The organism is Chromobacterium sp. S0633 (genome assembly GCF_024158805.1).
Lineage (GTDB): Bacteria > Pseudomonadota > Gammaproteobacteria > Burkholderiales > Chromobacteriaceae > Chromobacterium.
Map to the genome: position 1 here is coordinate 1 of NZ_JAMZGH010000079.1, position 12,276 is coordinate 12,276.

Annotated in this window: 12 protein-coding genes and 1 pseudogene; all 13 read right to left on the minus strand. The window is 61.6% G+C overall.

All coding sequences use genetic code 11. The features are described from left to right. Positions 1 to 547, minus strand: a pseudogene (locus NK214_RS24170) (hypothetical protein); the annotation flags it as partial. 241 nt (positions 548 to 788) lie between these two features. After that, complete coding sequence (locus NK214_RS24175) at positions 789 to 1,373, minus strand: tail fiber assembly protein (protein ID WP_253315716.1); 585 nt, start codon at positions 1,371 to 1,373, stop codon at positions 789 to 791. 10 nt (positions 1,374 to 1,383) lie between these two features. Continuing rightward, positions 1,384 to 2,295, minus strand: coding sequence for a phage tail protein (locus tag NK214_RS24180; protein WP_227105773.1), 912 nt, complete (start codon positions 2,293 to 2,295; stop codon positions 1,384 to 1,386). Positions 2,296 to 2,522: 227 nt separating this feature from the next. Then, the gene (locus tag NK214_RS24185) at positions 2,523 to 3,524 is read right to left on the minus strand and encodes a hypothetical protein (protein WP_235085691.1); all 1,002 of its coding nucleotides are present in this window, start codon (positions 3,522 to 3,524) and stop codon (positions 2,523 to 2,525) included. Between the two features lie 360 nt (positions 3,525 to 3,884). Continuing rightward, positions 3,885 to 4,466 carry a tail fiber assembly protein gene (locus tag NK214_RS24190; protein WP_227105775.1) on the minus strand — a complete coding sequence of 194 codons (582 nt, stop codon included), beginning with the start codon at positions 4,464 to 4,466 and terminating at the stop codon, positions 3,885 to 3,887. A gap of 10 nt (positions 4,467 to 4,476) precedes the next feature. Beyond that, positions 4,477 to 6,225 carry a tail fiber protein gene (locus NK214_RS24195; RefSeq protein WP_253315717.1) on the minus strand — a complete coding sequence of 583 codons (1,749 nt, stop codon included), beginning with the start codon at positions 6,223 to 6,225 and terminating at the stop codon, positions 4,477 to 4,479. A 105-nt stretch (positions 6,226 to 6,330) separates the two neighbouring features. Continuing rightward, the gene (locus tag NK214_RS24200; RefSeq protein WP_253315718.1) at positions 6,331 to 6,909 is read right to left on the minus strand and encodes a YmfQ family protein; all 579 of its coding nucleotides are present in this window, start codon (positions 6,907 to 6,909) and stop codon (positions 6,331 to 6,333) included. Further along, positions 6,906 to 7,970: a baseplate J/gp47 family protein gene (locus NK214_RS24205; protein ID WP_253315719.1), complete on the minus strand. Its 1,065-nt coding sequence runs from the start codon at positions 7,968 to 7,970 to the stop codon at positions 6,906 to 6,908. The genes NK214_RS24200 and NK214_RS24205 overlap by 4 nt, the downstream gene beginning before the upstream one ends. Next, on the minus strand, positions 7,970 to 8,320 hold the full coding sequence (locus NK214_RS24210) for a phage GP46 family protein (RefSeq protein ID WP_107801249.1): 351 nt from the start codon (positions 8,318 to 8,320) through the stop codon (positions 7,970 to 7,972). Before NK214_RS24210 ends, NK214_RS24205 begins: the two co-directional genes overlap by 1 nt. 106 nt (positions 8,321 to 8,426) lie before the next feature. Continuing rightward, positions 8,427 to 9,050 (minus strand): phage baseplate assembly protein V, encoded by a 624-nt coding sequence (locus tag NK214_RS24215; protein WP_253315720.1) that lies wholly within the window; start codon positions 9,048 to 9,050, stop codon positions 8,427 to 8,429. 20 nt (positions 9,051 to 9,070) lie between these two features. Then, a complete protein-coding gene (locus tag NK214_RS24220) occupies positions 9,071 to 10,129 on the minus strand; it encodes a phage baseplate assembly protein (RefSeq protein WP_253315721.1) in 1,059 nt (352 codons plus the stop codon). Next, positions 10,113 to 11,420 (minus strand): DNA circularization protein, encoded by a 1,308-nt coding sequence (locus tag NK214_RS24225; protein ID WP_253315722.1) that lies wholly within the window; start codon positions 11,418 to 11,420, stop codon positions 10,113 to 10,115. The genes NK214_RS24220 and NK214_RS24225 overlap by 17 nt, the downstream gene beginning before the upstream one ends. Then, on the minus strand, positions 11,420 to 12,276 hold an 857-nt coding region (locus NK214_RS24230; RefSeq protein ID WP_253315723.1), incomplete at its 5' end, for a hypothetical protein. The genes NK214_RS24230 and NK214_RS24225, both read right to left, overlap by 1 nt.

The following is a 12,276-nucleotide window of genomic DNA, read 5'->3' on the forward strand; positions in this document are numbered from 1 at the left end:
CCGGCGCGCCGGACATGGTCAGCAGATTGGTGATAGGGCCGTCCTCGCACTGGGTCAGATCCACGTAAAAACCACGCGCCTTGACGCCATCGTTGTTGAACACGCGGAACTGGTTGCCCCAGACATCGATATTCACGTCGCTGAGCTTGCTGTCGCTTTGCGGCGCTTGCAATTGCAGCTGGCCGCCTTCCTTGCCGCCCTCGGCCAGGAAACGAGAATTGGGCTGAAAATCCACCCGGCCATTCATCTTGCCGCCGCTCAACGGCAAAGCATCGGTGATGCCGTAGCCGGCCAGCGTGGTCGGCTTGCTATTGCCGCCCCAGGTCAGCTTCTTCAGCGCCTGCAACAACTGGTCCTTGCGTGCCGGATCAGCGCTCTGGCCGCTGTCGCGTATCACCGTCAACAGCTCGTCCTGGCTGGACTGGGCGGCGGACTGGACATTGTTCAACCACTCCGAGGTCACCACCGTGCCCAATTCGCCGGTGTAAGGGTTGCCGTCGTGGAATAGGCCGTCCGGGCTGTTGATCGGCTTCATGGTGTTTTGCATCGCGCTCTCGCTCCATTTACAGGGTTGGCCCGCTGGCCGGGCTGGCGGCTTGGGGCGGACTCCGGGCCGGTAGGGTGATCCGTAAACCACCCGCTGACCTGCTTCGCTAGTGAATCAATACCGTCATTTTGCCGTTTAGCGACGCGCGTCAGCAGTGGACGGATGTCAGTAGTTTGGAGCGCAGCCGCAAAGCAAAACGACGGCCGAAGCCGCCGTTTTGCAGACACATAACGCTCAGTTTTTAGACCGGTACCGCAGGCCAGTCCGCCTCGCCCAGCTGCGGCCACGCGGTCTGCTGCGGCAAGCGCGACAGCTCAACGCAGTAACGCTTCCACGCCGTCAGCAAGCCCTGCTCCTGCGCCGTAGCCAGCCCCAGCTCCTGCGCGTCCTCCAAAGGCCGGCGCTGAGCGTAGGCAATCGCCAAGCGCTGCTGCAACTCCTGCTGCGCCTGCGCCGTCAGCGCCGCGCGCTGCGCATCGGCGTCCACTTTCCAGGCTTTCTTGTTCCACACCGCGAAGGGCGGCGGCTCCAGCTCGGTGGCCTGCAGGCTGTCCGGCGTGTCGCCGATTTGCGCCGTCACCGGCTGCGCGCTGGCCTTGCTCCACAGCTTGAGCACGCGAAAATCCACCACCAGCAGCCAGCCGCCGTCACGATAGACCGCCGCTTGCCTGTTCCCCGCCTGCGGCGGTTGCTGCTCGGTAGCGTAGGCCGGAATCAGCCAGGTTTCTTCAACATCCAGCGGCGACAGGTCCGCCATGGTGGTACCCAAATACTCGCCGGTTTCCGGATGGTAGGCGTAGACGGTTTTCTGCGTGCGTTCTTGCATGGTGATCTCCTTAGTGTTTGATGCAGGCAAGCAGGGCGATGTTGCGGGGGCGGGTGCCTTTCAAAAGGTTGGTTGTCGACCCTGTAACAGCTTGCGTCAATGTGCCTCCAAGAAGTTGAGCTTGCCAGTTCGGGATCGGAGTTACACCGTAATTAACCACGGAAGTACCATCGACATGGTTGCTCTCAAAACCATCATCAAACAGACCACTCACCCATCCCAATCTATCGTTGTAACTGCTTTGCCATGCACCGCTGCGCGTCGGATCGATATAGCCTTGGTAAGGAATCAATGAGCCCATTTGCCTAGACGCAAATGCACGTCCCACGTCTACTACAGGGTGATCGCTGCTCCAGCCGCGGATAAATTCTCCGCGTAAATCAGGCAGGTTAAACGTTGTTGTCCCATCTCCTGCACCGTATCGCGTCCCAATTGCCTCAAACAACGCGGGATAAACATTGCGGCTGGCCAAGGAGCCATCACATCTCAACCAACCAGGCGGTGCAGATGGCATTGCAAAGTAGGCCACTTCGCCGGCTGGCGCCGCGGCACGCAATTGACTAGTCGTCGCGCCATCGGCAATGCCATAACCAGCCAGCGTACCCGCTTTGTCCGCCTTGATGGAAACCTCTGCCTTAGTGGCCCCATCGGTAATCCCGTAACCCGCCAAAGTAGTCGGCTTGCTATTGCCACCCCAGGCCAGTTGCTTCACCGCCTGTAGCAATTGATCCTTGCGGTTGGCGTCCAATGCCTGGCCGCTGTCCTTGATCAAGGCAATCAACTCGTCCTGAGTGGCGACAGTCGCCTGCTGCAGGCTGTTCAGCCAATCGGCGCTGACGATGGTACCCAGTTCGCCAGTGGTGGGGTTGCCGTCATGAAACAGGCCGTCCGGGCTGTTGATCGGCTTCAAAGTGTTTTGCATCGCGCTCTCGCTCCTTAATGAGTCTGCCCATGAGCCGGGCCGGCGACATAGGCGGGGTACGGACCACATTAGCCGTCGTCAGACCGCCAGTTGACCCGCTTCGCTAGTGAATTAATGCCCTCATTGTGCCGGGGAGCGACGCGCGTCAGCAGCGGACGGATGTCAGTGGCGAGCAGGCAAAAAAATGGCAACCCCGCAGGATTGCCATACTTGAAAACCGATGATGTTTACGGCGCGATCGGCGCTTTGTGTACGTAACCGCCATGCATACCGGACAGCGCTGCAGGCAAGGCCAGTTGGAAGACCGAGTTATTCTCGGCAAAAATGTGACAGTTGCTATAGCCACGCCCCCAGTCAGTCATCCCAGCCATATGCACCCAGCCATCGCTCGGCGTGATGCGCTTATTCTCCATTGGCTTGCCATTGCGATACTGGCCGCAATCAAGGTAAATAGAGCCGCTGATACAACGCAGCCAGCTCATGAATGTAACTAGTCCATCGGTACCGGCCCCATACGCCATCGCCAATGCCATATTTTTTCCATCGAGCACTTGCGCCGAATGACTCAATGCTCCACAGCGCAACTCCGCAATATGAAACTCGTTGCCATAACGCTTTTGATCACGCCCCATGCCATTCAATAAATCCTCTACCGGCTGCGCCAACTTCGGGCCAGGGCCTTCATACGAGCTATTATCATGAATGAAACGCCCCACAGAGCTAACACTCTGGCTATATGAAACATTATGCATGGGGGTGGCAAACGGAGTGGTGATCTGAATGGCTCTCACCTGGGCAATGCCCTCCGGCGTGAATGGATCGAAAAAACGCCCGCCGTCCGCCAATAGATTACGCCGCGGCAGCATGCCCACAGTGATGCCGTCCTGGATGCCGTAGCCCGCCAGGGTGCTGGCCTTGTCGGCCTTGACCGCCACTTCGGCCTTGGTGGCCCCATCGCTAATGCCGTAGCCCGCCAGCGTGGTCGGCTTGCTGTCTCCGCCCCAGGCCATTTTTTTCACCGCCTGCAACAACTGGTCCTTGCGGCTGGCGTCCAGCGTCTGACCACTGTCCTTGATCAAGGAGATCAGTTCCTCCTGGGCCGAGCGCGTAGCCAGTTGCAGGTTGTTCAACCAGTCGGCACTGACGATGGTGCCCAGTTCGCCGGTGGTGGGGTTGCCGTCGTGAAACAGAGTGTCCGGCGTGTTGATGGGCTTGAGTGCTTCTTGCATGGAATCGCCTCCCGCGGAAATGAAGAATCGGCCACGGCCGATGACAGGTGTCGTTACTGAAAGGATTTGGAGGGGATTTTGCAAGAAACACAGCAGCAGCAGCAGTGGACGGATGTCAGTGCACCGGAGGAGGGAGGCTGCTTCAAAATCCAGCGAGTGAGAACGAAACACAGCAATATCAGCTGAATACATACATAACAGAACATTCTGCAGGCATTTTCAACGTCGCTGTCTAGCTACCCTGCTAAAGCGCAGTAGACATTGAACAAGTTTTAAATACCCCGGCACCGATAATACTCCGCAATGACTTGAAGAAAAAACGGCAGCGCATGGCTGCCGTTTTGATTGATAAACCCTGAATCAGACAGGCTGCTTCGGCCAGTCCGTCTCCACCAGCCGAGGCCACATCGCCAATTCAGGCAAACGCGATAGCTCCACACAATAACGCTTCCATCCCAGCAGCCGCGCCAACTCCGCTTCCGTCGCCATGCCGATTTCCGCCGCATCCTCCAAAGGACGACGGCTGGCATAGGCTTCCACGAGGCGCTGCTTCAATTGAGCCTGCATTTGTGCCACCAAAGCGGTAGCCTGGGCCGCCTTATTAATGATCCAGCCTTTGCCATCCCAAGCCGCAAACTCGCAGGGCTCCAGCAAGGTGGCACGCAAGCTGTCCGGGGTCTCGCCTAGCTTGGCCTGGACCGGTAGTGCGGTCTGCTGGCTCCACAGTTTAGTACTGCGCCAATCCGGCATGACCATCCAGCCGCCATCGCGGAATACTGCGGTTTGACGTTCCGCAGTGACCGACGGCTGTTGTTCGGTGCTATGAGCCGGCAACAACCAAACATCTTTTTCCAGTGGCGACAGGTCCGCCTGTGTGATTCCCAGATACTCCCCGGTTTGCGGGTGGTAGGCGTAGACGGTTTTGTTTTTGATTTCTTGCATGAAAGTCTCCTTAGAACTTGATGCAGGCAAGCAGAGCAACGTTGCGGGGACGTGTGGAAAACGCCCCATTATCTCCACTGCCAGGGACAGCAGAGGCAACTGCAACGTAGTAAGTGGTATTGCTCATATCAGTGGGTGTTTTGTTGCCCTCGACATTGACGGACCACCCCTCCGTATTCCAAGCCCCGATAGCGGAAGTGCCTATTGGATAGCCTCCACTCAACTTATCGATCAGATTGCGAATATAGGTAGGACTCTGGGATGCTCCCAGAGCACGCCCCGAATCCACCCCTCGTCCATCATCCCAACCACGGATGAACTCCCCTCGCAAATCAGGCAGATTAAAAGTCGTTGAGCCATCCCCAACACCAAACCTGGTGCCTATCGCCGCAAATAAAGCGGCGTATTCGGTTCGGCTTACCGCGGTGCCATTAGCCTTCAGCCAACCCTCCGGTGCATCGCTCATGGCAAAATAGGCGACTTGCCCGGTCAGATGACCGTCATGCATCAAGGTATGCCAGGGGTTCCAACGCTTGGCGTCGTCGTTGCGAGTACGAAAACGCATGGTGTTTCCGCGCTGATAGTCGGCCGTCAGTTGGCAGGAGTAGTCAATCTGGCCTCCCAATCCACCAAAGGCGATGAACGGGCCAGTCACGCCGCTGGAGGTGCCATAGTTGAATCCCATTTCCCCGCCGGTGATGGAAGTATCCAACGAGGTGCCATCCTGCGGGTCAATACGATAGCGACGTTTCTTGATCAAAGACGTGTCATTGCCGGAGTGCCATACTCGGAATTCACCGCCGCCTGCCTCTTTCAACACCAGTGTTTCATCGCCATAGCCTTTGTGCACCAAGGCTACCGCGCTATATCCCGGCCGATGTAGGCCTAAGGATGGGAAATCCACGCCGGTGGAGCACAGTTCCATAGTCCCTCTGCTGTACATAGTGGCGTCGTAGTTATTCGGCGTGGTCTTCAGGACATGCACAGTCTGCGCGGTAGACAGCGCCAAAGTATTAATGCCGTAGCCCGCCAGCGAATCGGCCTTATCCGCCTTGCCTGCCAGCTTGTTGGTGATGGTGGCCGCGAAGTCCTTGTCATTGCCCAGCGCCGCCGCCAGTTCCTGCAGCGTATCCAGCGCGCCCGGCGCACCGTTGACCACGCCATCGACAGCGGCCTTCAACTCGGACTTAGTCACGCCATCAGCGATGCCGTAGCCGGCCAACGTGGAGGCTGCGTCAGCCAGTTTCTGCCACTGCGCCCAATGTCCCCGATAACAACAGCGATACCAGATACCAGCATCGTTGTAAGCCTGATAGTTCTGATACACCATATTCTCGTCGGCATAGACTTGCAGCTTGCCGGCATAGGGTGTCGGGTAGTTCTTGCCACTGGCCGCTTGTGCGTCCCCCCGCTGGCTATAAAGACCCGTGACGTTAATATCGTTCAGATCCACCACACCCAACGCCGGTTTCAACGGCAAAGCGTCGCCAATACCATAGCCTGCCAACGTGGTTGGCTTGCTATTGCCGCCCCAGGCAATCTGCTTGACTGCCTGCAGCAGTTGGTCCTTGCGCTTGGGGTCGGTACCCTGGCCACTGTCCTTGATCACGGCCAGCACTTCTTCCTGAGTGGCCTGAGCGGCAGACTGCATACCGTTCAGCCATTCAGCGCTGACGATGGTGCCAAGTTCGCCACTGACCGGGTTGCCGTCGTGGAACAGCTTGTCAGGCGTGGGAATGGGCTTGATGGGTTCTTGCATGAGGCGCTCCTGAGGAAAAGAGTAAAGAGCACAGACTCCCGCCCACTGAGGACGGGGCTGTGAGGGGAAGGGAGAAAGGACGGGAAGGTCCGCGTGAGGCGCGGTTTAAGGCTGGTAGGCGAAGTAGACGTAGGTGTGGGCCGGCTTCAGATCCTTGAACAGATCTTCCAGTCGCGGATCGCCGAAGGTGGTCAGGCGTTCTCCGGCCAGCGACTGGCCGGCGCGGAAGAAGTACGGCCGGGTCTTGGCGCCGAACACGGTGACTTGCCACACCCAGGGGATGTCCGCCGTCCACAGCTGCTGGCCGGCGCGGTTGAGACCGGCGCGGAACGGCTGCGGCTCGCTGATGGCGATGCGGTAGCCCATGCCCGACGCCAGCCGGGTGAAGTAAGGAATGGACAGGCCGCCGGTTTCCGCCAGCTTGGCCAACACCGCCTGCTGGCGCTGCTGGTAGGGCGCGTCCGTCGGCGGGGTCAGGCCGCAGACGCGCTCCCAATCCGGCAGCAGGCCTTCGGCCAGCAGCGGCGTGGTGGCGCCCACCAACTGCCGGGCGCCGTTCTGCACCCGGTCCAGCGCCGCGCCTTCGCTGCCCAGCTCGGCTTGCAGCCGCGGTCCGTCCGGACTGTAGCTGACCGGCGGCAGCAAGCGCGTCAGCAGTTCGCTATGCGGGGTTTGCGGGCTCATTGCATCCCCCTCACCGTGAGTTTGCCCAGGCGCAGCCATTCCACCGTTTTCTCATTCACCGCCGGCGCGACATTGTCGGCGGGCGACAGCAATTGGCGGTCCACCACGCCGGGCAGGTCGGAGATCAAGGCTTCCAGCCGGCTCTTGTACAGCTTGCTGCCGGGGGCCAGGCTGGAGAAATGGGCGGCCAGCACCTGACGCAGCGGCTCGGTGACGGCTTGCACAGTGGTGCCGTCCACCGTCAGCGCCACCTCGATGTCCACCGGACGCGGCGTGGGCGCCAGCACCAGGCAGTTCTTGGCGGTGACCGGGCGCAGGTCTTCGATATGGGCTTGCACCGCGGCCAGGGTGTCGGCCGAGGGCAGGCTGTCCTGGGCGGTGATCACCACGTCCACGGTGCCGAGGCCGCGGCGCAACGGGTAGACATAGGCGGCGGACACACCCGGCACCTCCAGCGCCCAGCGTCGGTAATCATGGCGGTTGCCGCCGGCCGGCGGACGACGGATCAGCTCCAGCAGCCGCGCCAACAAGGCGGCGTCGTCCTCTTCGTCCACGCCGCCGTCCATGCTGGCGAAGCTGACGCGGCTGGCCAGGCCGCTGGGCGCGGCCATCAGTTCCGCCACCGTGCCGGCCGGCACATTGCCGGCCAGGCCGGGCAGATCGGCGGCCACCGCCGCGCGGGCCTGGCCGTCCACATCCAGCTGGCCGCCGGCCTGAGTGGTGTAGAGCTGTTCGCCCAAGCGCACTTTCAGACCGGCGGCGAAGCCGGCGCCGGGATTGCCGCTCAGTTGCAACAGGCCTTTGGCCGCCACCGGCGGCTTGCGGCTGAGACCGCGCACCCGGGCGTGCTGTTCCAGATAGTCGCGGTCGGCGCTGTCCGGGAAGATCTGGCGGGCGATCCAGCTTTGATGCTGGTACAAGCCTTCCACCGCGCTGGCGACCGAGCTGGCGCGCACGTAAAAGTCGCTGTCGGGACCGACGTCGGCGTCGGCGCGCAGGTTTTGCAGATCGCGCAGCAGCGCGCCGCGTATGGTTTCAAAATCCGGGGTGGACAAAGGCATCAGGCTATCCTCACATGGTGTTGGAAATGTCGGGTCTGGCCGCCGGCCTCTTCCACTTCGACCAGCAGCAGCAAACGGCCGCTGCCGGGGCGTTGCGCCTCTACGCCGACGCGGCGGGCGCGTCCGTCGCGCAACAAGGGCTGCAAGGCTTGCTCGGCGTATTGGCAGGCCAGCAGGTCGATCTGGTTGCTGTCCTTGCTGCGAGACAATAGATGCAGGCGGGAGCCGAGTTCGGGATCGGCCCACCAGCCGCCCAGCGGGGTCATCAGCCTCAGGTAGACGGCATTGGCCAGGGTGTCGGTGGTGCCGCCGGCGTAATCGCCGGTGATGGGGTCCAATAGAGGGTCCATGGCGTTATTTTCCGGGTTTGAAGGGATTGGGGATAAGGGAAGCGGGTCAGTGCCGGCGAGCGTTCAAGCAAGCGATATCAACAGCACGCTTGGTGAAAATCGTGTTTTACAACGGCGGGCTGGTCGTACCGTGCACGCCGTTATGCTGGTGTCCCACCAGGCTCTTGCCGCCGGCCACCACGTCGCCGCTGACGGTGACATTGCCTTTCACACTGGCACCGCTGCCGCCCTGGATGGCCATGCCGCCGTTGCCGTTAATCTGGCCCTGAGCCACCAGCTGCGCGCTGGTGCTGAGCGTGGGCGTGGTAAAGCTGGCCTGTTCGCTGGCGTTGACCTGCCAGCTCTTGCAGCGCAGGCTGAAAGTGTCGCACTCCACCTCGATCAAACGGCCGCGTTTAAGCACGATCTTGCTGCCTTCGTCGCTGTACAGCGCCACTTCGCCGGGTTTGAGCTGCTTCAACCGGTAGTTGCCGTGCTCGGTGGCGATCACCACGCCGTGGCTGCTGCGCCCGCCCAAGGGCAGCACCACCGCCATGCTGCCCGGCGGCGGATTGGCGCTGTAGCCGTAATGCTGGAACAGCTCGGCGTCCTGCAATTGCTCGCCGGCCAAGGCGTCGGCCTGCACGGTTTGCACGTCGCCGGCGCTGTCCACCCGGGTCAGCACCGCGCGAAAGCCCTGCCGCACATTGCTGAAGGCGCGGCGAATTCTCTGGTCTACGTCATTCCACATCGTTTCAACCTTTCTTTGTCTCAGCGTTTGCGCATGACCGGCAGCCAGCGGCCGTCCTCTTTCAACGTCAGCCGGGTAGTGCTGCCCTGCCCGCGCCCGCCGCTGAAGGTGCGCGCCATCAGGAAATAAGTGCCGCCCTTGATGCCGTGCGGCTCACTTTCCACCTGGATGCGCTGGCCGGGGGTCCACAGTTCGCCGGCGCTGTTGCGATGTCCGGCCACGGTGGCGCTAAGGGTGTAGCCGGCCAGCCGCGCGTCGGCCAGCATCTTGTCCGCGCGCGCCGCCAGTTCCGCCGGGTTGGCGGCGTCCGGCTCCACCACGATGCGCGGTTTGTGATAACGAACATCCGGGTCCGCGGACTGGTGCTTGAGATCGTGTCTGCCCGGGGTCAAGGCTTGACGATGGCCCTGGCCCAGCAGGGTCAGCTGCGAGTAGCGCGGCGCGTGGGAACGGGTTTCCGCCAGGCTGAGCACATTGTTGCCCTTGCCGTCGCGGCGCAGGATCAGCTTGGCCTTGGCCGGCGCGCTGTAGTCCGGTCCGCCCACCACCAGGGTGCCGTCCGGATCGAACCAGGCGGCCAGGCCATTGGCCGCGGCGGCGCGGGTGAGCACGTCCCAGGCGCTGTTGCCCGGGTCCACGCTGATTTTCTCGATCTGGCCCTTGCCCTTGGCGTCCACGCGCACCCGGCTGACGCCCAGCGGCTTGATCACGTTCTCCAGCACGTCGCTCAGCGTCATGCCCTTGCCGGTGAGCAGCGGCGCGCTGCAGTCCAGCAACATGCCGGCCAGATCCCGGCCCGACAGCGTCAGCTGGTGGCTGCCGGCGCCTATGCTGTGACTGATGTCGTCCACCCGCCCCTGCAGCACCACGTCCGCGCCCACCAGCACCTTGACCTCGGCGCCCGGCTCCACCGCCGGCGGCACCTCGCCGCCGGGCAGGCCCAGCGACACCTGCCAGGCGTCGGCGGCCACGGTCAGATCGGAGTCGATGCTGTACTGGGTCCAGTAACGATGAGCCTTGCCGGCGATCTCCAGGCTGACTTCGTTCTTGGCCGAGGCGCTTTTAGCGGGCGTAACCATGGATCAGCTCTCCTGCTTGCAGATGGTTGGGATGCGCCAGCTGCGGATTCAGGCGCAGCAGTTCGGCGGCACGGCCGCTGTCGCCGTACCACAGATGGGCCAGCTGACGCAGATTGGCGGCGGATTCCACCTTGCGGGTAATCAAGGGCGGCTTGGCGGCCACCAGGCCGGCGGCGCTGCGCTGCACCTGCAGGCCCAGATCGCGCAGGCTTTCAATCACCTGGCGCGCGTCCTCGCCCGGCAGCGCCTTGCGCCATTGCTCTATGGCCTGCTGCAGCGTGGCTCGCACATCGCCGGCCACTTGCTCCAGCGCCGGCGGCGTCAACGTGGGCTGCGCGGCTTCAGAGCGGAACAGATCGGCGGCGGCGTTCGCCATCGAGGTGGACACCGTCAGTTTGAGCAAGGCGTCGATGCGGATCTCGTCCTCGGTCCATACTTCCAGCGCCTTGCCGGCTTGGTTCAAGGCATCGGACGCGCGGCCGATTTTCTTGGACACGCCGTTGAGCCTGTCCTTCATCGCGTTCCAGTCGGCCAGGGTGGCCTGCGGCAGCTTGGCTTCCGCCTCCCACTTCAGGCCCGGCCAGATTTCCAGCTTGACGCCAAAGCGCCAGTTGGCGACCTCGTCCACCAAGGACGTCACCTGGCCGATGAAGGCTTGCGGATAGGCCAGCAAGTCCACCACCTGGGCAATGCCTTGCTGCGCCATGCCGGCAAGCTGCCGCACGGTATCACTCAAGCGCACGCGCAGCGCGCCCAGCCGGGTCAGCGCGGTATTGGCGTTTTGCAGCAGGCCCTGAGCCTTGGCGAAGGCCTCGCCGCCCAGACTGCGCGCCTTGGCCGCCAAAGCGCTGATGGCCTCCACCTGCTGCAAGGGCTGCTGGCTGGCGAAAAAGGGATTGCCCGGCGTGGCCTCCACCCAGTTCACTTCCACGGTGCAGGAATCCGGCGCGTCGGCCTCGTGACTGATCTGGTAATCCAGCAGTTGCGCCTTGGGCATGCTGCCGAATACCGGGTGAATCAACTCGCCCGGACCGGCCCGGTCCAGCGCGGCGACGAAGTCGCGCAGCCGCTGCTGATAATCACGGCCCCAGAAGAAGACGCTGAGCGAAACCTTGCGCGCCTTGCGGCCCAGGTCTTCTACGTCGGCGCCGTCCAGATAGGGGTATTCGTGCATCGCCTGGTCGCGCTGGGCGCTGTCCACGCTGCGCAGGCATTCGAAGCGCACCCCGCGGAAACTGGCGTCCACCAGCGCGCCGGCGACGGAACCGGCAAACAGACTGAGATTGAACATCAGCTTCTCCTTTGTTGTTGGCTATTGGCGGTGTTGACGGCGGCGACGATATTGCCGTTTTGGACGTCGACGGTGATATTGGTGGGCTGAGCTAGATGACTGACCAACTGGCTCAAACTGGCCTGGATCTGCGACATGACCATCAGCAACTTCTCGTTTGAAGCATTAGCGCTTGGACCGTCGGACATGTCGGTATTGGAGAGCGCCGGAGATGCCGAAGCCAATGCGGCCATCGCGACAGGAGTAGACAGGGCATCCTCTGCCCCAGGCTGCGCCATGTCAGCCGCAGCCGCCGTTTTCTTGGTTGGCTTTTGCGCTGGCTGCGCATTTTTGGGCGTGGTACGCGGCTTATCCGTCGCCGTTTTTTTCGCAGCCTCTTTAGGCGTGGTCTGCGCGCTGGTTTTTGGAGTCAAATTGGCCGCCTTCCGCTGCTCCTGCTTTACTTGCTCCCGGCGTCCCTGCTCTTGCTTTGCCTGCTCTTGCTTTGCCTGCTCTTGCTTTGTCGGCCCTTGCTTTTCTCTGGCCGCATATTCTTTTTCAACGGACTTAATATAGTCTCGGTTCAGCTCGGCTATTTTCTCTCCAGTCATGACTTCCGTATATCTCGCACCCATTAGATCGCTACGATCATTATGAGCAAACCAAGAGAATACTCCCGTGCCATCGACATCCACCGCAGAATAGGCTTGGCCGTTTTTATCCACTAAGGTTTTTTTCAAATCGACATCATTAGGCAGCGTGCGAGGAGGTCCCCACTTATTAACATAATCTCCGCCGGTCATGCCTTGGGCGAACAATTTGACACTATCCCCCGCAGCCTTGCCCACAATGGCTTCCGCCGCGCGTTGCGCAGCAG

Coding starts and splice junctions, on each gene's coding strand:
- NK214_RS24215 (WP_253315720.1), bottom strand. CDS start 9,050: ATGTGGAATGACGTAGACCAGAGAATTCGCCGCGCCTTCAGCAATGTG.
- NK214_RS24200 (WP_253315718.1), bottom strand. CDS start 6,909: ATGAGCCCGCAAACCCCGCATAGCGAACTGCTGACGCGCTTGCTGCCG.
- NK214_RS24220 (WP_253315721.1), bottom strand. CDS start 10,129: ATGGTTACGCCCGCTAAAAGCGCCTCGGCCAAGAACGAAGTCAGCCTG.
- NK214_RS24175 (WP_253315716.1), bottom strand. CDS start 1,373: ATGCAAGAACGCACGCAGAAAACCGTCTACGCCTACCATCCGGAAACC.
- NK214_RS24180 (WP_227105773.1), bottom strand. CDS start 2,295: ATGCAAAACACTTTGAAGCCGATCAACAGCCCGGACGGCCTGTTTCAT.
- NK214_RS24225 (WP_253315722.1), bottom strand. CDS start 11,420: ATGTTCAATCTCAGTCTGTTTGCCGGTTCCGTCGCCGGCGCGCTGGTG.
- NK214_RS24190 (WP_227105775.1), bottom strand. CDS start 4,466: ATGCAAGAAATCAAAAACAAAACCGTCTACGCCTACCACCCGCAAACC.
- NK214_RS24210 (WP_107801249.1), bottom strand. CDS start 8,320: ATGGACCCTCTATTGGACCCCATCACCGGCGATTACGCCGGCGGCACC.
- NK214_RS24195 (WP_253315717.1), bottom strand. CDS start 6,225: ATGCAAGAACCCATCAAGCCCATTCCCACGCCTGACAAGCTGTTCCAC.
- NK214_RS24185 (WP_235085691.1), bottom strand. CDS start 3,524: ATGCAAGAAGCACTCAAGCCCATCAACACGCCGGACACTCTGTTTCAC.
- NK214_RS24205 (WP_253315719.1), bottom strand. CDS start 7,970: ATGCCTTTGTCCACCCCGGATTTTGAAACCATACGCGGCGCGCTGCTG.